This is a genomic window from Sphingomonas yantingensis, assembly GCF_014199325.1.
GTDB lineage: Bacteria > Pseudomonadota > Alphaproteobacteria > Sphingomonadales > Sphingomonadaceae > Sphingomonas > Sphingomonas yantingensis.
This window is the reverse complement of sequence record NZ_JACIJJ010000001.1, coordinates 789,942-809,863: the sequence shown is the minus strand read 5'-3', so window position 1 is coordinate 809,863 and position 19,922 is coordinate 789,942. Positions and strand designations below refer to the sequence as shown.

Annotated in this window: 18 protein-coding genes; 6 read left to right on the top strand and 12 right to left on the bottom strand. The window is 68.6% G+C overall.

Annotation, left to right across the window (positions count from 1 at the left end; all coding sequences use genetic code 11):
- Window positions 1-14: 14 nt before the first annotated feature.
- Window positions 15-1,310 carry a M28 family metallopeptidase gene (locus FHR19_RS04115; protein ID WP_184024690.1) on the top strand — a complete coding sequence of 432 codons (1,296 nt, stop codon included), beginning with the start codon at window positions 15-17 and terminating at the stop codon, window positions 1,308-1,310.
- Between the two features lie 33 nt (window positions 1,311-1,343).
- Here the strand turns inward: FHR19_RS04115 and trxB are convergent, their stop codons facing one another.
- A complete protein-coding gene (gene trxB, locus FHR19_RS04110) occupies window positions 1,344-2,315 on the bottom strand; it encodes a thioredoxin-disulfide reductase (protein WP_184024687.1) in 972 nt (323 codons plus the stop codon).
- Between the two features lie 113 nt (window positions 2,316-2,428).
- Here trxB and FHR19_RS04105 point away from each other — a divergent pair, with 113 nt between their 5' ends.
- From FHR19_RS04105 to FHR19_RS04095, 3 genes are all read left to right on the top strand, one after another.
- The gene (locus FHR19_RS04105) at window positions 2,429-3,013 is read left to right on the top strand and encodes a peptidylprolyl isomerase (protein WP_184025865.1); all 585 of its coding nucleotides are present in this window, start codon (window positions 2,429-2,431) and stop codon (window positions 3,011-3,013) included.
- A 128-nt stretch (window positions 3,014-3,141) separates the two neighbouring features.
- On the top strand, window positions 3,142-4,734 hold the full coding sequence (locus FHR19_RS04100) for an isocitrate lyase (RefSeq protein WP_184024684.1): 1,593 nt from the start codon (window positions 3,142-3,144) through the stop codon (window positions 4,732-4,734).
- A gap of 139 nt (window positions 4,735-4,873) precedes the next feature.
- Window positions 4,874-5,941 carry an ATP-binding cassette domain-containing protein gene (locus FHR19_RS04095; protein ID WP_184024681.1) on the top strand — a complete coding sequence of 356 codons (1,068 nt, stop codon included), beginning with the start codon at window positions 4,874-4,876 and terminating at the stop codon, window positions 5,939-5,941.
- Here FHR19_RS04095 and FHR19_RS04090 read toward each other — a convergent pair.
- Genes FHR19_RS04090 through FHR19_RS04080 form a run of 3 tightly spaced genes read right to left on the bottom strand, consistent with a single transcriptional unit; the run spans window position 5,938 to window position 8,959 of the window.
- Entirely contained in the window at window positions 5,938-6,789 is an 852-nt protein-coding gene (locus tag FHR19_RS04090) for a carbohydrate ABC transporter permease (protein ID WP_343053152.1), read from the bottom strand. The two genes, FHR19_RS04095 and FHR19_RS04090, sit on opposite strands and share 4 nt — an antisense overlap.
- Window positions 6,786-7,667 (bottom strand): carbohydrate ABC transporter permease, encoded by an 882-nt coding sequence (locus FHR19_RS04085; RefSeq protein ID WP_184024678.1) that lies wholly within the window; start codon window positions 7,665-7,667, stop codon window positions 6,786-6,788. The genes FHR19_RS04090 and FHR19_RS04085 overlap by 4 nt, the downstream gene beginning before the upstream one ends.
- Window positions 7,664-8,959 (bottom strand): extracellular solute-binding protein, encoded by a 1,296-nt coding sequence (locus FHR19_RS04080; RefSeq protein ID WP_184024676.1) that lies wholly within the window; start codon window positions 8,957-8,959, stop codon window positions 7,664-7,666. The genes FHR19_RS04085 and FHR19_RS04080 overlap by 4 nt, the downstream gene beginning before the upstream one ends.
- Before the next feature lie 113 nt (window positions 8,960-9,072).
- On the opposite strand from FHR19_RS04080, the gene FHR19_RS04075 reads away from it, so the two are divergent.
- Together FHR19_RS04075 and FHR19_RS04070 are read left to right on the top strand one after the other, a co-directional pair.
- On the top strand, window positions 9,073-11,988 hold the full coding sequence (locus FHR19_RS04075; RefSeq protein WP_184024674.1) for a TonB-dependent receptor plug domain-containing protein: 2,916 nt from the start codon (window positions 9,073-9,075) through the stop codon (window positions 11,986-11,988).
- A gap of 49 nt (window positions 11,989-12,037) precedes the next feature.
- Window positions 12,038-12,763: a glycosyltransferase family 2 protein gene (locus FHR19_RS04070; protein WP_184024672.1), complete on the top strand. Its 726-nt coding sequence runs from the start codon at window positions 12,038-12,040 to the stop codon at window positions 12,761-12,763.
- Here the strand turns inward: FHR19_RS04070 and FHR19_RS04065 are convergent.
- The 8 genes from FHR19_RS04065 to FHR19_RS04030 form a co-directional block, all read right to left on the bottom strand.
- A complete protein-coding gene (locus FHR19_RS04065; RefSeq protein ID WP_184024670.1) occupies window positions 12,745-14,091 on the bottom strand; it encodes an ABC1 kinase family protein in 1,347 nt (448 codons plus the stop codon). The genes FHR19_RS04070 and FHR19_RS04065 overlap by 19 nt on opposite strands.
- 100 nt (window positions 14,092-14,191) lie before the next feature.
- Window positions 14,192-15,070, bottom strand: a complete 879-nt coding sequence (mmsB, locus tag FHR19_RS17605) for a 3-hydroxyisobutyrate dehydrogenase (protein ID WP_184024667.1) — start codon at window positions 15,068-15,070, stop codon at window positions 14,192-14,194.
- Window positions 15,070-15,843: an enoyl-CoA hydratase gene (locus FHR19_RS17600; protein WP_184024664.1), complete on the bottom strand. Its 774-nt coding sequence runs from the start codon at window positions 15,841-15,843 to the stop codon at window positions 15,070-15,072. The genes mmsB and FHR19_RS17600 overlap by 1 nt, the downstream gene beginning before the upstream one ends.
- Before the next feature lie 50 nt (window positions 15,844-15,893).
- Window positions 15,894-16,937 carry an enoyl-CoA hydratase/isomerase family protein gene (locus FHR19_RS04050; protein ID WP_184024661.1) on the bottom strand — a complete coding sequence of 348 codons (1,044 nt, stop codon included), beginning with the start codon at window positions 16,935-16,937 and terminating at the stop codon, window positions 15,894-15,896.
- A gap of 5 nt (window positions 16,938-16,942) precedes the next feature.
- The gene (locus FHR19_RS04045) at window positions 16,943-18,091 is read right to left on the bottom strand and encodes an acyl-CoA dehydrogenase family protein (RefSeq protein WP_184024659.1); all 1,149 of its coding nucleotides are present in this window, start codon (window positions 18,089-18,091) and stop codon (window positions 16,943-16,945) included.
- Window positions 18,088-18,522: a hypothetical protein gene (locus FHR19_RS04040; RefSeq protein WP_184024657.1), complete on the bottom strand. Its 435-nt coding sequence runs from the start codon at window positions 18,520-18,522 to the stop codon at window positions 18,088-18,090. Before FHR19_RS04040 ends, FHR19_RS04045 begins: the two co-directional genes overlap by 4 nt.
- The gene (locus tag FHR19_RS04035; protein WP_184024654.1) at window positions 18,519-19,001 is read right to left on the bottom strand and encodes a hypothetical protein; all 483 of its coding nucleotides are present in this window, start codon (window positions 18,999-19,001) and stop codon (window positions 18,519-18,521) included. The genes FHR19_RS04040 and FHR19_RS04035 overlap by 4 nt, the downstream gene beginning before the upstream one ends.
- Window positions 18,998-19,921, bottom strand: a complete 924-nt coding sequence (locus tag FHR19_RS04030) for a polysaccharide deacetylase family protein (protein ID WP_184024651.1) — start codon at window positions 19,919-19,921, stop codon at window positions 18,998-19,000. The genes FHR19_RS04035 and FHR19_RS04030 overlap by 4 nt, the downstream gene beginning before the upstream one ends.
- Between the last annotated feature and the right edge of the window lies 1 nt (window position 19,922).

Here is a 19,922-nt window from a genome sequence, read left to right as displayed (position 1 = left end):
GGTCCATTTGGCTGATGCGCAAAACCCTGATCCCCCTCGCCCTTCTCGCCGTCCCCGCCACCGCGCAGGAGGCGCCCTCGCCGCAACGGATGCGCGCCGACGTGCAGAAGATGGTAAGCTTCGGCACCCGCCACTCGGCCTCCACCACCACCGATCCCAAGCGCGGCATCGGTGCGGCGCGCAACTGGGTCGAGGCCGAGTTCAAGGCGATCGGCAAGGCGTGCGGCGGCTGCCTCAGGACCGAGCGGATCGCCCGCAGCTTCACCGGCCCGCGCGCGCCTACGGGCGTCGAGATCGCCGACGTGCTCGCCATCCAGCCGGGGACCGAGCCCAACCGCGTCGTCATCATCATGGGCCATCTCGACAGCCGCAATTCCGACGTGATGGACGCCGCGGGCGAAGCGCCGGGCGCCAATGACGACGCATCGGGCGTGGCGCTGGCGATCGAATCGGCGCGCCTCCTGTCCAAGTCCAAGCACCGCGCGACGATCGTCTATGCGGCGCTGTCGGGTGAGGAACAGGGGCTGTGGGGCGCGACGTTGCTCGCGGAAACCGCCAAGCAGCGCGGCTGGATCGTCGATGCGGTCCTCAACAACGATATCGTCGGCAACACCGTGGGGCAGGATGGCCGCCGCGTCGCCGACCGGGTGCGCGTCTTCTCGGAGGGCATCCGCCAGGTCGAGACGATCGAGGAAGCCAAGAAGCGTCGCGGCGACGGCGGCGAGGACGACGGCCCCAGTCGCGCGCTCGCCAAGGCGATCGACGCGACGGCGAAGGCGATGCCCGGCGCGCTCGACGTATTCGCCGTACGCCGCCCCGACCGCTTCGGCCGCGGCGGCGATCACGAGGCGTTCCTGCGCCTCGGCTATCCCGCTGTCCGCTTCACCGTGGGGGTCGAGAATTACGACCAGCAGCACCAGAATCTGCGCACCGAAAACGGCCGCGTCTATGGCGACACGATCGACAAGATGAACTTTGACTATGCGGCCAAGGTGACGGCGATCAACGTCGCGGTGGCACGCCGCCTCGCCGACGCGCCCTCCGCGCCCACGGGCGTCAGCGTCGACGGCGCGCTCGGCGTCGATTCGGCGGTGAAGTGGGCGGCGGTGCCCGGCACCACCGGCTATCGCATCCACTGGCGCCGCAACGACGCGCAGGACTGGACCGACCATGCGGATGTGGGGGCCGACGCGACGAGCTTCACTGCGAAGGGCGTGATCGTCGACGACTATTTCTTCGGCGTGTCCGCGCTGGCGGGCGGCGCGGAGAGCATCGTTACCTTCGCAGGAAGGGCCGCGCCGACGCGCTGACCGGATCGGGGCGCCGCGCGGGCGCCCCGCCGCTTACTCCGCCGCCTGCGCCTGTTCCTCGACGAACTCCGCCTCGGCAAGGAACCGCTCGGCGTCGAGCGCGGCCATGCAGCCGGTGCCCGCCGCCGTGATCGCCTGGCGATAGACCTTGTCCATCACGTCGCCGCACGCGAACACGCCCGGCACGTTCGTGCGCGTCGAGCCCGTCTCGACCGCGATATAGCCATCGTCGTCGAGCGCGACATGGCCGCGGAACAGCTCGGTCGCGGGGTGATGCCCGATCGCGACGAAGCCGCCATCGACGTCGAGCGTCGACAATTCGCCTGTCACCGTGTCGCGCAGCTCGATCGCGACGAGCCCCGCGGTGCCGCCGCCGTCGATGAAGCGCACGACTTCCTTGTTCCAGAGCGTCGTGATCCGCTCGTTGGCGTGCAGCCGCGCCTGCAGGATCTTCTCGGCGCGCAGGGTGTCGCGGCGGTGGATCAGCGTCACGTCGGGCGAATGGTTGGTGAGGTACAGTGCCTCCTCGACCGCGGTGTTGCCGCCGCCGATCACCGCCACCTTCTTGCCGCGATAGAAGAAGCCGTCGCACGTTGCGCAAGCGCTGACGCCCTTGCCCTTGAGCGCCTCCTCGCTGTCGAGGCCGAGCCACTTGGCCTGCGCGCCGGTCGCGATGACCAGCGTCTCGCCCTCGTACACGTCGCCGCCGTCGCCGATCAGGCGGAAGGGCCGGCGCGACAGATCGACCTCGACGATGGTGTCGTACATCAGGCGCGTGCCGACATGGCTTGCCTGCGCCTGCATCTCGTCCATCAGCCAGGGGCCCTGGATGACCTCGCGAAAGCCGGGGTAATTCTCGACATCGGTGGTGGTCATCAGCTGGCCGCCGGGCTGGATGCCCTGCACGACGATCGGCTCCATGCCGGCGCGCGCGCCATAGATCGCCGCGGACAGCCCGGCAGGGCCGGAGCCCAGGATCAGCATGCGGGTCGAATGGGTCGTCATCGGGCAAACTTTCGTCGAGAAAACGGAATGCTCCGGCCTTACGATCCGGGGCGGTTTGCTGCAACATGGGGACGTGCCTGCACCGGGGCAAAGGAGTTTGCGTTGTGAGCCTGATGCCGATCATTTGCCTGTTCGCCGCCGCGCTCCAGACCGCGCCGGCCCCTGCCCCCGCCCCCCAGCCGAAGACCGAGCGGGTGGCGATCGACACCGACAAGGGCCGCTTCGTCGTCGCGGTCGAGACCGACCGCGCGCCCGTCACCGCCGCCAATTTCCTGAAATATGTCGATCAGAAGCGGCTGGACGGCATCACCTTCTATCGGACGGTCAAGGCGGGGGAGAAGTTCGGCTTCGTCCAGTTCGGCGTGCAGAACGATCCCAAGCGCGCCCTCCCACCGATCAGGCACGAGCCGACGACGCAGACCGGGGTCAAGCACCTCGACGGCGCGATCAGCGTCGCGCGGTTCGAGCCGGGCAGCGCGCGCGGCGACTTCACGATCAGCGTCGGCGACCAGCCGAGCCTCGATGCCGATCCGACCAAGCCCGGCGACAATCTGGGCTATGCCGCGTTCGGCCGCGTGGTCGAGGGGATGGACGTGATCTACAACATCCTGAATGCGCCGACCCAGCCGGGCGGCCACTTCCCCGGCCAGATGATTGCGCAGCCGATAAAGGTCCTTCACGCAGCTCGATTAAAGTGAAGAATTTACAGAGTTTCACTGCATTTTGCAGTTAAGCGGACTTCATCACGTCAAAAGCTGACTGATTACCTCGATTCGTGACAGCGCCGCCGATAACCCGGTGGTACCTTCACGAAGCGAGACGTGCCATGACCCTTGCCCAGACGACCGCCGACGCCGCCCGCACCATCGCCGCCGCGGGTGCCCCCTGGGCCGCGATCGACGCGCATTCGGTGGCGCGGATGCGCCTCCAAAACCGCTTCCGCACCGGCCTCGACATCGCGCGCTACACCGCGAAGATCATGCGCGAGGACATGGCCGCCTACGACGCGGACCCCGCGAACTACACCCAGTCGCTCGGCTGCTGGCACGGCTTCATCGGCCAGCAGAAGCTGATCGCGATCAAGAAGCATTTCGGCACCACCAAGCGCCGCTACCTCTATCTCTCCGGCTGGATGATCGCCGCGCTGCGCAGCGAGTTCGGCCCCCTGCCCGACCAGTCGATGCACGAGAAGACGAGCGTCCCCGCGCTGATCGAGGAGCTCTACACCTTCCTGCGCCAGGCGGACGCGCGCGAATTGGGTGGCCTGTTCCGCGACCTCGACAAGGCGCGCGAGGCGGGCAACGCGATCGAGGAGCAGCGCATCCTCAACGCGATCGACAATCACGAGACGCATGTCGTGCCGATCATCGCCGATATCGACGCGGGCTTCGGCAATGCCGAGGCGACGTACCTTCTTGCCAAGAAGATGATCGAGGCGGGCGCCTGCGCGCTCCAGATCGAGAACCAAGTGTCGGACGAAAAGCAGTGTGGGCACCAGGACGGCAAGGTGACGGTCCCGCACGAGGATTTCCTGCAAAAGATCCGCGCGATCCGCTACGCCTTCCTTGAACTCGGCATCGACGACGGCATCATCGTCGCCCGTACCGACTCGCTCGGCGCCGGCCTCACCAAGCAGATCGCTTTTTCCAAGGAGCCCGGCGACCTCGGCGACCAGTATAACCGCTTCCTCGATTGCGAGCCGGTCGATGCCGCCAGCCTCAACGGCGACGTCGTCATCAACCGCGACGGCCAGTTGATGCGGCCCAAGCGCCTGCCCTCGAACCTCTATCAGTTCCGCGCGGGTACGGGCGAGGATCGCTGCGTCCTCGACTGTATCACCAGCCTTCAGAACGGCGCGGACCTGCTCTGGATCGAGACCGAGAAGCCGCATATCGAGCAGATCGCCGGCATGGTCGACCGCATCCGCGCGGTCGTCCCCGACGCCAAGCTCGTCTACAACAATTCGCCCAGCTTCAACTGGACGCTCAACTTCCGCCAACAGGTGTTCGACGCCTGGGCAGGCGAGGGCCGCGACGTGTCGGGCTACGACCGCGCGCGGCTGATGAGCGTGGATTACGACGGCACCGATCTGGCAACGGAGGCCGACGAGCGCATCCGCACCTTCCAGCGCGATGCCGCGGCGCGGGCGGGCATCTTCCACCACCTCATCACGCTGCCGACCTATCACACCGCGGCGTTGTCGACCGACAATCTGGCGAAGGAGTACTTCGGCGAGGCGGGAATGCTCGGCTATGTCGCGGGCGTGCAGCGCAAGGAGATCCGCGAGGGGATCGCTTGTGTGAAGCACCAGAACATGTCGGGCAGCGACATCGGCGACGACCACAAGGAATATTTCGCCGGCGAGGCCGCGCTGAAGGCGGGCGGCGTCCACAACACGATGAACCAGTTCGCCGCCTGACGCGGCATCCAGTTCCTGGGGAGGAAGGCAGCCCGCTTCGCGTTCGCGCGGGGCGGGCTGTTCCCATGCTTGCCAGCCGCAGCGGCCGCGCGCACGGTAGCGGCGATGACTGTCTTACCCAGCCGCGTCCCCGCCTGACGTGGCGACCGTCGAAATCCAGGGCCTGACCAAGCGCTTCGGCGCGGTGACGGTGCTCGAACCCACCGACCTTGCGGTCGCCGATGGCGAGTTCGCGGTGATCGTCGGCCCGTCGGGCTGCGGCAAGTCGACGCTGCTGCGCATGATCGCGGGGCTCGAAGTGCCGAGCGACGGCCGCGTGCTGATCGACGGGCGCGACGTGACCGACGCGGCGCCCGCCGACCGAGGGCTGGCCATGGTCTTCCAGTCCTACGCGCTCTACCCGCATCTGTCGGTCGCCGAGAACATCGCCTTCCCGCTGAAGGTCCAGCGCCGCCCCCGCGCCGAGATTGCGGCCCGCGTCGCCGAGGTCGCCGACACGCTCGAACTAGGCGCCTTGCTCCACCGCCGCCCCGCCGCATTGTCGGGCGGGCAGCGCCAGCGCGTGTCGATCGCCCGCGCGATCGTGCGCGAACCCAAGGTGCTGCTGCTCGACGAACCCTTGTCGAACCTCGATGCCGAATTGCGCGTCCGGATGCGGCACGAGTTCGCACGGCTGCACGGGCGGCTGGGCGCGACGATGATCTATGTGACGCACGACCAGCTCGAGGCGATGACGCTCGCCAACCGCATCGTCGTGATGGGCGGCGGCCGGGTGGAACAGGTGGGCGCGCCGCTCGACCTCTATGCCCGCCCCGCCAACCTGGCCGTCGCGCGGGCGATCGGCGCGCCGGGGATCAACCTGCTGCCCGCGACGGTCTCGGCCACCGACGACACCGGCATCGAAGTGACGCTGGCGGACGGCCATCGCCAGCGCAGCATCGCGCGCGCACCCGCCGACGCGCTGGGGAGTGCGGTGACGATCGGCATCCGACCCGAGCATCTGGAGCCCGATCCCGACGGGCCGTTCGTCGGCGCGGTGGAACTGTTCGAGCGGCTTGGCCCCCTTTCCTTCGCGCACCTCGACACCTCGCTCGTCGCGCAGCTGCCCGGCGACCGCGCGGTGACGCTGGGCGAGGTGCTGCGCTTCGGTACCGCCCCCTACCGCGTGCAGGTGTTCGATGCCGCGGGCGACGCGCTGCCGCGCTAGCCCTTGACGCTGCCGCCCAAGAGCCCGCCGATATAGAAGCGCTGGAGCGGCAGGAAGATCAGCAGCACCGGCAGCGTCGTGACGACCGACGCCGCCATCATCAGCTCGCCGTCGGCGGCATGCTCGCGCATGATCGCCGCGACCGCGACGGGGAGCGTGTAGCGCTCCTGATCCGACAGGATGATGAGCGGCCAAAGGAAGTCGTTCCAGCTGCCGAGGAAGATGAAGAGCGCCAGCGTCACCGTGATCGGCGCGATCAGCGGAAGGACGATCGAGACGAAGATCCGCCCCTCCCCCGCCCCGTCGATCCGCGCGGCGTCAAGCATCTCGTCGGGGATCGCCAGCACCGCCTGGCGCACGAACAGCACCGCGAACACGCCGGCAAGGCCCGGAAGGATGACGCCGGCATAGCTGTTCACGAGGCCCAGTTCCTTGAACATCAGGAACAAGGGCAGCATCGCCACCTGCCCCGGCACCACCAGCGCGGCGATCAGCAGCTTGAGTAGCCGCTCGCGCCCGCGAAACCGCAGCTTGGCGAAGGCATAGCCGGCGGGCACGGTCAGCAGGAGCCCGAGCAGCGTCGCGATCGCCGCCACGCCGATGCTGTTGAGCAGCGCCGGCAGGATGCGATAGTCGAACCACGCGCCCTCGAACTGGCGGCGGACCAGGAGCTCGTAATAATTCTCGATGCTCCAGCGATCGGGCCAGAACGGCACCGGCACCTGCGACGAACTGCCCCGCGGCATGAACGACACCGTGACCATCCAGACGAGCGGGACGAGCGTCACCGCGGTCAGCGCCGCCACCGCGCCGTTGGCGACGATCGCGCGCAGGGTCCGCCGCCTCACAGCCATTGGTACCGCCGCCCGATCCGCGCCTGCACCGCCGTCACGCCGAGGATCAGGACGAACAGAATGAGCGCCGTCGCCGACGCCTGACCCAGATTCCACCACCTGAACCCCTCGTCGAACATGAAATAGAGGACGGTGACGGTGCTCTGCGCCGGCCCGCCCATGGTCATCACATAGGGTTCGGCAAAAAGCTGGAGAAACCCCGCGACGCTCATCACCGCGGCAAGCAGCAGCGTCGGCCCGATCGCGGGCAGCGTCACGTGCCGGAACCGCCCCCAGCGGGAGGCGCCATCGAGCCGCGCCGCTTCCATCAGCTCACCCGGCACCGCCGACAGCGCGGCGGTGAAGACGATCATGTTGTAGCCGAAGATCTTCCAGGTGACGAAGAGCAGGATCGCCGGGATCGAGGCGCGCGGATCGCCCAGCCAGTCGACCGGGCCGATCCCCGCCGCGCCCAGCGCCGAGTTGAGCAACCCGAACCGCGTGTTGAGCACGAACCGCCAGACTATCGCGGTCGCCACCACGCTTGTCACATAGGGGGCGAACAGCGCGACGCGCCACAGCGGCTTCCACCGCACCGTCGCGTCGTGGAGCAGCAGCGCCGCCGCCAGTGACGCGCCGATCGCCATCGGCACGCCCAGGGCCGCGAACAGCGCGGTATTGCCGAGCGCGCGCCAGAACAGCGGCGTCGCCAGCAGCTCGGTGAAATTGGCGAGACCGACGAAGCGCAGGTTCTTCAGATCCGCCAGCGCATAGATGCTGTAATCGGTCAGCCCCAGCAGCAGCGCGAGCGCGACCGGCAGCACCAGCATCGCCGCGATCGCCGCCAGCACCGGACCGGCGAACAGCCAGGCGGCGCGCTCCTGCCGGCTCATGCGATCCGCCCCGCCTCGACCAGCGCGCGGCGCTTGGCGAGGATGCGGTCGATGCGCGTGTCGATCGCCGCCAGCGCCTCGTCGATCGACAGGCCGCCGCGCACCATCCGCTCGGCGACGAGTTGCACCTCGTTCTGAATTCGCTCCCACTCGACCACGGGCGGGGCGATGGCGGGCTGGCGCATCTGCTCGGCAAAGGGGGCGAGGACGGGGTCGGCCATCTGCGGCGCGTCCCATGCACTCGCCCGCGCGGGCAGATTGCCGATTAGCGACTGGAAGCGAAGCTCGCTCGCCGCGGAGGAGAGATGGCGGACCAGCGCCCATGCCTCGGCCGGACGCTCGCAGGTGGAGGCGACGCACAGGCTGTTGGCGACCATCGTCGCCGGCCCCGGCCCGTTCGGTCCGGCCAATCGCGCGACGCCCCATCGTTCGCGCGGCAGTTCGGCCGCGCGGCGGTGCAAGTCGAGGAGCAGGGTCGGCCAGCTCGGCCAGACCGCAAACCGCCCCTGCGCGAACGCGGCATAGGGGTCCTGCACCTCGGTCGACAAAACCTTGGGCGCCAGCCCCTCGTCGAACAGCGACTTGTAGAAGGCGAACGCCTCGCGCGCCTCGTCCGTGCGGAAATTGCCGCGCGTATCGCGGTCGCGCAACAACGTCGCGCCAGCCTGATAGAGCATCGAAAACAGCGTATCGGGCCAGTTGAGCAGCGCGAGGAACACGAACTCACCTGGCCGCCGCCCTTTCAGCGCGCTGCCCATGCGAAGCCAGCCCGCCCAGTCGGTCGGCGGCGCGTCGTACCCGGCCGCGCCCAGGAGATCGCGGCGATAGAATTGCACCTGCGGCGCGATCGCCCAGGGCACGGCATAGTCGCGCCCGCCCACCTGAGCGATCGCGCGCGCGGCGGGCAGCGTGTCGGCGACCAGCGCGGGCGACGGCACCGGCGCCACTGCGCCGATCATCGCGAACTCCCCCACCCAGCCCGAGGGGAGCATGAACACGTCGGGCAGCACGCCGCCGGCGAACGCGGTCAGGAACTTCTCGTGCGCCGCGGTACTCGGTACCGACTGCGTCTCGACCTCGATCCCCGTCGCGGCGGTGAAGGGGACCATCAGGTGCGGCGAATAATCGCCCTCATATCCCGTTGCCCAGAAGCGCAATGCGCCGCTTTCCCGCGCCCGCGCGCATGCCGTGAGCGTCAGCGCCGCCGCACCGCCCAGCATCGTCCGGCGGTCGAGAGCGATCAACGCAGGCTGCCGGAACGGTCCATCGGGACAGGGTGGCAGGTCGCACATCGACGCGCCATAGCGGTGTACGGAAACGCGCCGGAAACATCCTGTACCCGGCACGTTCTCCAATCCGGTTGCATCTGCCCAAGGCAGAGCGGCCGCAACGGGGGAAAGATCAGATGGCGTTCGGCACTTCATCGCGCGGCGGGCTTCTCGCCGGCGCAGCGCTGCTCCTATGGGCGCCCGCCGCCCTTGCGCAGGAAGCACCCCCGCCGCCCGCCCCGGAGGCGGCGCAGGAAGCCCCCGCCGACGATATCGTCGTGACCGGATCGCGTATCCAGCGCCCCGACTATGCCGCGCCCAACCCCATCGTCTCGCTCGACGCACAGGCGCTGGAGCGGTCGGGCAATACCAATGTGACCAGCTTCCTCCAGCGCGTGCCCGCACTCACCAACTCGCTCGATAGCAGCCGGACAGCGGGCAACGCGCAGACCGAAGCCAGCCTGGGTCAGGCGGGCCTCAACCTGCTCGACCTGCGCGGGCTCGGCACCAACCGGACGCTGGTGCTCGTCAACGGCCGCCGCCACGTCGCCAGCCAGTTCGACACCGCCGCCGTCGATATCAACGCGATCCCCACCGACCTGATCGAGCGGGTCGACGTGCTGACCGGCGCGGCCTCCGCCGTTTACGGTGCGGACGGCGTGTCGGGCGTCGTCAACTTCGTGCTGCGCCGCGATTTCGACGGGATCGCCGCGCGGGTACAGGCGGGCATTTCGGAGCGCGGGGACGCGGGCAACCGCTTCGCCTCTGTCATCGCGGGTCGCAACTTCGCCGACGGCCGCGCCAACGTGACGCTCGGCTACGAATATAATGCCGAGGATCCGCTGGCGAACGACGACCGCTCGTTCCTGCGCTCGGCCAACCGCTTCAACTTCGTCAATCTCGACGGCTATGATCCGACCCGGCCGGACAGCTATCAGCAGGGGCCGGTCGCCGACATTCGCTACGCGCAAAGCTCGCCCTACGGCCTCGTCTATATCGGCAACCAGGTGTTCCGCGGCGACGGCGTCATCTACACGCCGGGTCGGCAGCTTCAGAACGACAGCTACACGCTGGGCGGCGACGATACGCCGGTCGCGGGCTATATCGGCGACATCCTGCCGCGCACAGAGCGCCATGCGGTCAACCTGCTCACCCGCTTCGATGCGTCCGACGCGTTCAAGCTGACGCTGGAGGGCAAGTTCGTGCAGTCGGAGGCGCGCACCTTCGGCAGCTATAGCGGCACCTATCCCTCGACGATCAGCTTCGATAATCCGTACCTGCCCGCCTCGATCCTCGCTGCCGCGCGCGCAAACGGCGACACCGCGGTCTATATCAGCCGCAACAATTTCGACCTGCCGCGCCGGGGCGAGGACGATCGCCGCCGGACGTGGCGCGGGGTGATCGACGCGACCGGGCGGATCAGCGACCATGCGCAATACGACGTATATTACACCTATGGCCGCACCGACATTCGCGCGACCAAGCTCAACGACCGCAACGTCGCCAACTTCGTCGCCGCGATCGATGCGGTGCGCGACGGGTCGGGCAACATCGTCTGTCGCTCGGCCGCGGCGCGCGCGGACGGGTGCCGGCCGCTCAACACCTTCGGCATCAATACCGCCGATCCGGCCTCGTTCGACTATTTCCTGACCGATCCGGTCAGCAACGCGCGCGTCGAGCAGCACGTCGTTAACGCCTCTCTTACCGGCGATTTCGGCCAGTTCTTCGCGCTGCCCGGCGGGCCGGTGCAGTTCGCGGCCGGCGCCGAATATCGCCGTGAATCGAGCCGCTTCCGCCCCGACGCCGGGTTGGCGACGGGCGCGTACTTCTCCGTCGACAACGGGATCTATGACGAGCCCGTCGTCCAAACCCCGTCGAGCGGCGCCTTCGACGTGTGGGAAGTGTTCGGCGAACTCAACGCCCCGCTCCTCAAGGACCAGCCGTTCGCGCATCTGTTGTCGGTCGGCGCGGCGGGCCGCTATTCGGACTATTCGACGATCGGCGGCACCCGCGCCTATTCGTTCAACGCGGTCTATGCACCGGTGGAGGACATCACCTTCCGCGGCTCCTATGGCCAGTCGGTCCGCGCGCCCAACATCGCCGAGGTGTTCCGCCCCCGCACGGGCTTTGCGGACTTCATCAGCGACCCCTGCTATCTCGGCCGCCGCGATCAGGGGACGCAGTATCGCGAGGCGAACTGCCAGTCGCTGATCCGCGCGGCGGGCGGCGATCCGACGAGCTTCACCAACGCCAACAACCCAGACGCCAACCTCAACATCCCCGGCGCGCAGCAGGGCAACGCGAACCTGCGCCCCGAAACCGCGCGGACCTGGACCGCGGGCGTCGTGCTCCGCCCCGGCTTTCTGCCGCGGTTGCAGCTTGCGGTCGACTGGTACGACATCCGCCTGCGCGACGCGATCAGCCAGGCGTCGCCGACGACCATCGCCGAGCTCTGCGTCGATCAGCCGACCACCGACAATCCCTTTTGCCGCGCGATCTCTCGTCGGACGGGGACCGGCTACATCAACGGCTACATCGTCCAGCCCGAGAACGTCGCCGCGTTCCGCACCGCGGGACTGGAGGCGAACCTGACCTATGCGATCGATGCCGGTTCGATCGGCCGGTTCGACCTGCGCCTCGTCGGCGGCTATCTGCACCGGCTGGAGCAGGTCGCGACGCCGGGGGCGGACGTCGAGAACAATGCCGACCGGCCGTTCCGCCCGCGCTACACCGTCACCTTCTCGCCCACCTGGACGACGGGTGCGCTGACGCTGGCCTATAACCTGCGCTGGCAGAACGGCGTGCGGCGCTTCTCGCGCTTCGCCACCGACGACAATCCGACCTTCGTCGCGCCGCAGTACTTCCGCTTCAAGGAATTGTGGCAGCACGACATTCAGGCGTCGATCGCGGCGAACGACGATTTCTCCTTCTATGCCGGCGTCAACAACCTCGCCGACCAGAAACCCGATATCGGGTTCGAGACCAATGTCCCGATCTCGCCGCTCGGCCGCTATTTCTACGCCGGGGCAAAGGTACGGCTGGACCGGCGCTGACGGGCTTGCGGGTCGCAGGCCGTGCGGACATAGGCGCATCATGCAAAGCATGAGCGAGATGTTCGCGGCCGGACCCCGGCTGCCCGCCTATGACGTGGTCATACCCTGCTACAACCGCGCGCACAGCGTGGCCGAGGCGGTGGAAAGCGTGCTGACGCAGGACCATGCGCCTGCCCGCGTGATCGTTGTCGACGATGGCTCGCACGACGACAGCGCGCACGTCATCCGCGCGTTGGAGGCGGCGTATCCGGGCTGCGTGACCGCCGCGATCCTGCCGCGCAACGGCGGCGCGTCGAATGCGCGCAACGTCGGCGCGGCGCTGGCCGGATCCGACTGGATCGCGTTTCTCGACAGCGACGATCGCTGGTTGCCGGGGGCTGCGCGTGCGCTACTGGGCGCGGCAGCGGACGCGGATGTCGTCGTCGGCTATTTCGAGCGGGTCGAAGGCGACGGCGCGCCGCAGGCGCCGGAGTGTCACTGGGATGGCGGCTGCATCCGCGCGGGCCTTGCCAGCGGCGGCGTGATCGGGCCGAGCTGGGCAATCGTGCGGCGCACGACTGTCTTCGCGGTCGACGGGTTCGACCCCAGCTTCCACAATTGCAACGACTGGGACTTCTACACCCGTGTCGGCGCGGCGGGCGGACGGTTCGCGCGCGTTGAGGCAGTGGTCGCCCAGTACCGTACCGTGCCCGGCAGCCGCCTCGTCAACGATACCGCGATCGGGGCGGAGAACGCACGACGCGTCCTCGCCCACCCCTATTTCGCGGACGCCTGAGCGCCGATCGCGGCGGCGGCGAGCCCGCGCACGTCGACACGCGCCTTCATCCGCGCGGCGAGCAGCGCGGTGCCGCTAACCTTGCGCTGGACGAACAGGACCTCGGCATCGGGCACGTGCCAGGTCGCGCGATCGGCGGCGAGCGTCCGCCCCTCCTCACGCACCACGGGGACGAAGGCGCGGTCGCCGAAGTCGAACGGGCCGGGGCGGTTGAGCGTCGCGTCGATCGCCGCGATGATCCGGTCCACCGACGCGCGGTGCGCAGTGACCGCCTCCGCTCCCAGGAACCCGGTCTCCACCGCCACGTCGCGGATGCGGCCGAGGTCTCGGTCCAGCCCCGCCTCGATCAGCCGGCGATAGGCGTCCGACGTTTCCGCCGGCACGTCGCGCGCCGCGCCGAAGTCTAGGAGGACCAGCGCGCCTGTCTCCGGCTGCCAGCGGTAATTGGCGAAATTGGGGTCGGTCTGCATCGCGCCGAACTCGAACAGTTCGCGCAGCACAAGCGTCAGGAGCGCGGTCATCACGCGGTCGCGCGTTTCCTGCGGCTCGGTCTCCAGCACCTCGATCGGCCGCCCGTCGACGAACGACATGGCAAGGACGCGCGGCGTCGTCAGTTCGGGCTCGAGGCTGGGCACGACGAAGCGCGCATCGCCCGCCAGTCTCTCGCCATAAAGGCGCATCTGCTCGCCCTCGCGCACATAGTCGGCCTCCTCGGCCAGCTGCCGTTTCGCCGCCGTCAAGAGCGGGGCGAGGTCCAACGTCGAGGGCAGCAGCTGCGATACGCGCAAAAGCGTCGCGACATTGTCGACATCGGCGTCGATTGAATCGGCCACGCCCGGATACTGCACCTTGATCGCCAGTTGCCGCCCGTCAGGCAACGTCGCGCGGTGGACCTGCCCGATCGAAGCGGCGGCGATCGGCGCGGCCTCGAAATGGCGGAAGCGGCGCCGCCAGTCGGCGCCCCATTCGGCGCGAAGAACCTTATCGAGCTGCGCCGGCGGCATCCGGTATGCCTGATCGCGGACGCGAGACAGGATCGTCGCGAGTTCGGGCGGCAACAGGTCGCCCGCATCCATCGAGATCATCTGCCCCAGCTTCATCGCCGCGCCGCGCAGGTGCGAGAGGCGGTCGGCGACGCGCGCGGCATTGGCGGGCGTCATGACGAGATCGCCGAGCTTCGGCCGCTCGCCGCTTGCCAGCCGCCGCGCGCCTTCGGCGAGCACGCCGCCGGCGACACCGCCCGCGAGCCGTCCGAAACCGCCTAGCCGGGCAAGCCGCCCGCTCGGCACCGCGCGATGCCGCGCGCCTGCATCTTGTTCATGAGCCATGGCGACAGAGCGAAGCGCCCCCCGCCCCGGTTCCGCCATCCGGTCGAAGGGCGGTAGCGTTCCGTCACCCGGGACTTGTTCCGGGGTTAACGGCGAGAAGTTACCCCTTCAGCATCCGGATGATCCCGGAAAAGTCGGTCGCGGCGTTCCCATCGTCGACGAACCGCTGGTACAGCTCCGCCGCCCGCGCACCCATCGGCGTGTCCGCCGACGTGCCCGCCGCCGCATCCATCGCAAGGCGGAGGTCCTTCAGCATCAGCGCCGCCGCAAACCCGCCCTGATAATCGCGGTCGGCGGGCGTTTCCGGCCCCACCCCCGGCACCGGGCAATAGCTCGTCATCGACCAGCTCTGGCCCGAGGCCTGGCTGGCGATGTCGTAATAGGTCTGGAGGTCGAGGCCGAGCTTCTCCGCCAGCGCAAAGCTCTCGCACGTCGCGACCATGGTGGCGCCGAGCAGCATGTTGTTGCAGATCTTCGCCGCCTGGCCCGCGCCCGCGCCGCCGGCATGGATCACCGCCTTGCCCATCACGTCGAGGAACGGCTCGGCCCGCCCGAACGCCTCGGCACTGCCGCCGACCATGAATGTGAGGGTTCCCGCATTCGCCGCCGCGATCCCGCCGGAAACGGGTGCGTCGACCATCGTGAAGCCCTGGGCCGCCGCCCGATCGGCGACCGCGCGCGCGGTGGCGACGGGGATGGTCGAACAGTCGATCAGGATCGCCGTGCGCGGTGCCGCGGTCAGCACGCTCTCGTCGTAGACACTTTCGACATGCGTGCCGGCGGGAAGCATCGTCACCACGACCTCCGCCCCGTCGCACGCTGCCGCCGCGCTGTCGGCGGGCAGGCAGCCCGCCGCCTTCGCGCGATCGAGCGCCTCGGCCGACAGGTCGAATGCGCGGACGTCATGCCCCGCCTTGGCCAGGTTCGCGGCCATCCCGCCACCCATGTTCCCCAACCCGATGAATGCGATCCGTGCCATCAGCGGCCCTTCCAATTTCCGGGCCGCTTCTCGGTGAAAGCGGCCATGCCTTCCTTCTGGTCCTCGGTCCCGAACAGGCCGTTGAACAGGCGGCGCTCGAACTGCACGCCCTGCGCCAGCGGCATCTCGAAGGCGGCGTTCACCATCTCCTTGTTGGCGAGGACGGCGAGCGGGGCCATCGCCGCGATCGCCGCGGCGGTCTTCAGCGCTTCCTCGACCAGATCGGCGGCCGGGACGATGCGGGCGACGAGGCCGGCGCGCTCGGCTTCCTCGGCGTCGATCATCCGGCCGGTCAGGACCATTTCCATCGCCTTGGCCTTGCCCACGGCATGGACCAGCCGCTGCGACCCGCCCATGCCTGGGGTGACGCCGAGCTTGATCTCCGGCTGGCCGAACTTCGCGGTGTCGGCGGCGAGGATGAAGTCGCACATCATGGCGAGCTCGCACCCGCCGCCCAGCGCATAGCCCGCGACCGCGGCGATGACGGGCTTGCGCGTCCGCCCGAACGCCTCCCAGCCGGAGAAATGGTTGCTGCCGTACATCTCGGCGAAGCCCATCGCCGACATTTCCTTGATGTCCGCACCCGCCGCGAACGCCTTTTCGCTGCCGGTGATGACCGCGCAGCCCTGTCCTGCATCGGCATCGAAGGCGGCGAGCGCGGCGAGCAGGTCGGCGAGCACCTGCGCGTTCAGAGCGTTGAGCGCCTTGGGCCGGTTCAGCGTGATGAGCGTGACGCGCTCGCGCTGTTCGACGGTGATCGTTTCGTAGGTCATCGAAATCTCCTTCGTCACCCCCGACTTGATCCGGGATGACGGCAATAAAGTCAGGCGGGATTCCATTCCTCGTCAGCCGGAAGCGGCGCAAAGATGCGGTCGATCACGTGATCGCTGACCGCCTCGGGCGTCGCCGGGTTCCAGCGGGGGGCGTGGTCCTTGTCTACGATCACCGCGCGCACGCCCTCGACGATATCGGGGCGCTGGACGACATGCGCCGCGACGGCGAATTCCTGTCGCATCTCGTCCTCGAACGTCGGCATCGCGCGGCCGTCGAGGAGAAGCTTGAGGCTGACCTTCATCGCCTGCGGCGATTTCTGCGCGAGCAGCTTGCGCTGCTCGCGGGCGAAGTCGGTGTCGTCCTCGTCAAGCGCTTCGAGGATTTCCTCCAGCTTGTCGCTGGCGAACAGGCGGTCAATCTCGCCCTGATGAGCCAGAATTGCCGCCTCGGGCGCAGGGGCGGACAGGTCGCCAAGCACAGTCTCGATCTCTCGCGGATCGGCAGCAATACGTTGCTTGGCCTCATCCAGCGCAGTGGCTGGCAGGTAATGGGTGGCAAGACCCAACGCGAGGCACTCCGCCCCGTCCAGCCGGTGGCCGGTCAGCGCAAGGAACTGGCCCATGCGTCCGGGCAGCCGCGAAAGATACCAGCCGCCGCCGACGTCGGGGAACAACCCAATCGAGGTCTCCGGCATCGCAAACTTCGTATTTTCGGTCGCGACGCGGTGCTTCGCCGGCTGCGAAATGCCGACGCCGCCGCCCATGGTGATGCCGTCCATGAATGCGACGACCGGCTTGGCAAAGGTGAACAGCCGGTGGTTCATCGCATATTCGACGCGAAAGAAATCGCGCGCTGCGCTGCCGTCGCCGCGGCTCGATTCCGCGATCAGGCGAATGTCGCCGCCCGCGCAGAAGCCGCGGCCGTCGGCATGGTCGATGCTCACGGCCTCGATCGAGGGATCGCCGGCCCACTCGCCGAGCGTGCTCAGCACCACACGGCACATGTCCGCGGTCAGGGCATGGATCGCCTTGGGCCGGTTGAGCCGAATGCGGCCCAGCGCACCCTCGCGCTCAATCAGGACGTCGTCGGTCATCGCGCTCACCCCTGTCGCAGCAGGTCGCGGCCGACGATCATGCGCATCACCTGGTTCGTCCCCTCGAGGATCGAATGGACGCGCAGGTCGCGCCAGAAGCGCTCGATCGGATAATCCTGAAGATAGCCATAGCCGCCATGCAGCTGGAGCGCGCGGTCGACCACCGCGCTGCCGGTATCGGTCGCCAACCGCTTCGCCATCGCCGCGAACCGCGTCTTGTCGGGCGCGTTCGCCGTCACCTTGGCCGCCGCCATGTAGAGGAGCGCGCGCGCCGCCTCCAGCTCGGTCGCCATGTCGGCGAGCATGAACTGCGTGTTCTGGAAGTCGGCGATCGCCTGACCGAACTGCTTGCGCTCCTTCGTATAGGCCACCGCCTCGTCCAGACAGCGCTGCGCACCGCCCAGCGAACAGGCGCCGATGTTGAGCCGCCCGCCGTCGAGGCCCATCATCGCGATGCGGAACCCCTCGCCCTCCCCGCCGACGAGGTTGGCGACGGGGACGCGCACCTCCTCGAGGATCACCGCGCGGGTCGGCTGCGAATGCCAGCCGAGCTTCTTCTCGTTCGCGCCGAAGCTGACGCCCGGCATGTCGCGCTCGATCGCGAGGCAGGAGATGCCCTTCGGCCCCTCCGCGCCCGTGCGGCACATAACGAGATAGAGCTCGTTCTCGCCGCCGCCCGAAATGAACTGCTTGGTGCCGGTGACGACATAATGGTCGCCATCGCGCACCGCCCGGGTCTTGAGCGCCGCGGCGTCGGAGCCCGACGACGGCTCGGTCAGGCAATAGCTCGCCAGCCATTCCGCGCCGACCAGGCGGGGGAGATAGCGGTCCTTGATCTCCGCCGACCCGAACCGGTCGAGCATCCACGCGGCCATGTTGTGGATCGAGATGAACGCGCTGGTCGAGGGGCAGCCATAGGCCATCGCCTCCATGATGAGCGCCGCTTCCAGCCGGCCGAGGCCGATGCCGCCCGATTCCTCGCTGACATAGATCGCGCCGAAGCCGAGCTCGGCCGCGGCCTGTACCACGTCGCGGGGGAAATGGTGCTTCTCGTCCCACTCGCCCGCGAACGGGGTGATGCGGTCGGCGGTGAAGCGGCGCGCCAGCTCCTGGATCTCGCGCTGGTCGTCGGTCAAATCGAACTGGTTGGTCATAGCGTATCGGTTTCCACAGAAGCGGTCATGAGCGCGGCGATGCCGCTGCCCAGAACCGCGATCATCCAGAGATAATAGCCGGCGCCGTAACGGACGATCAGGTTCGATCCGCTATCGTCGGGAAGGTCAGACCAGAAGAGCGCGCCGACCGCACAGATGATCAGCGCGCCGCCGCAAAGCCGCAGCGTGACCTTCCACGGTCGCTCGCTGCTCCCCACGATCGGCAGCACGATCCAGATGAGCAGGTTGCCCAGCCAGGCGGGCTGCAGCATCAGCACGCTGATCCACCCAATCATCAGCAGCAGCAAACCCCGGGGCGCATCGCCATTGGCCAGATACGCCGCAGGCAGCCCGAGCGACGCGAACCAAGCGGCGAAAAAGCCGACTGCCGACCATCGCCGCACCGTCGGGGTCCAGAAATCCGGCGTCATGCCGCGCACCGCGTATAGGTGACCGCGTCCATCCCCGCCTCGGCCCGGGTCAGGCGTTCGCCGTCCTCGGACAGCGTCAGGACGGCGCGACGCTCCCATGCCTCGCCCTCGCCCGACATGGCGAGCTTCAGCGCGATCTCGCGGGGCGCGCGGCGTTCGATCTCGCTGGCGACGCCCTCCGCCTCGTAGAAGACCAGCCGGTCGGGCACGACACTGAGGCGCATGGTGGCCGAACGCGCGCAGCCGTCGCGGCCCGCCCAGACGCCCTGCCATTCGACCGGGATCGCCGTCAGCGCGCCGGTCGCGGCGGGCGTTTCCATCGGGCTCGGCTCGGGCGCGGGGGTCTCGGCAGGCTCCGTCACCGGCTCGCTGGTCGGTGACGCCTCGGGCACCGCGACCGACAGGTTGCTCTCGCTGTCGTCCCCCGCCGAACCGCAGGCGGCGAGGAGCAGGGACAGGGCAACCGCCGTGCGCTTCACGGTGCCGCTACCTTGAGCACGCGCGTGTCGAACCACTCGCCGAGCAGCTTGCCGCCGTACCAGCGCGGCTCGGGCAGGCCGCGCGCCCATGCGACGGCCTCGACCAACGTGCCCTGCGCGCTCGGCACGTCGATCGTCGCGGCTTCCTTGGCGATGGGGTCCGCGAACGCGGCGTCGGCGCTGACGAAGCGCCAGCCGCGCCGTTTCAGCTCGGCGATCAGGTCGGGCAGGAACCGCGCGGCCAGGTCGGTCTCGTGCATCAGCATGACGTGCGCGGGCGAGCGGCCCGTCGCCCTGACCGCCAGCGCATCATAGAAGTCGGCGGCGTCGGCCTGCGTCTGGACGTAGAGTGTGCGGAGCGCGGCCATGTCGACGGCCTTGCCCGCCTTTACGGCGTCGATCGTCCGCTGTTCGAGATACCAGTCCGACCCGTCGGCAGTGACATAGCCGTTCGACAGGCGACGCTGCGCAAGCGCCGCTCGGACGGCATCGCGCTTGACCTTGTCGCCCCGCCCCTCGTTCAGATACGGAAAGCGATACCAGGGGCGGAAACCCTTGCGCTTGCTGAGCCACGCATCCGCGCGCTCGATATCGGCGATGTACGTCTCGACCGGCACCGCGGTCAGCGCCAGATGCGACCAACCGTGATTGGCGATGACGTGCCCTGCGCGGACATAGGCGGCGATGCGCTGCTCGCCCCCCGCTCCCTCGGGCTTTTCGAGCGAGCCGGGATTGACGAAAAACGCCGCGCCGCGGACGCCGCCCTTGCGCAGCGCCGCGATGATCCGCCGCGTCCGCTCGTCGGGGGTGTACCACGCGCCCGGAAAACGCGGCACGTCGTCGAAGGTCAGCGCGATCCGCTTCTGCGCCTGTGCCGGCACCGCGATCAGCAGCGCCAAGAGAAACAGAAGCGTGCGCATG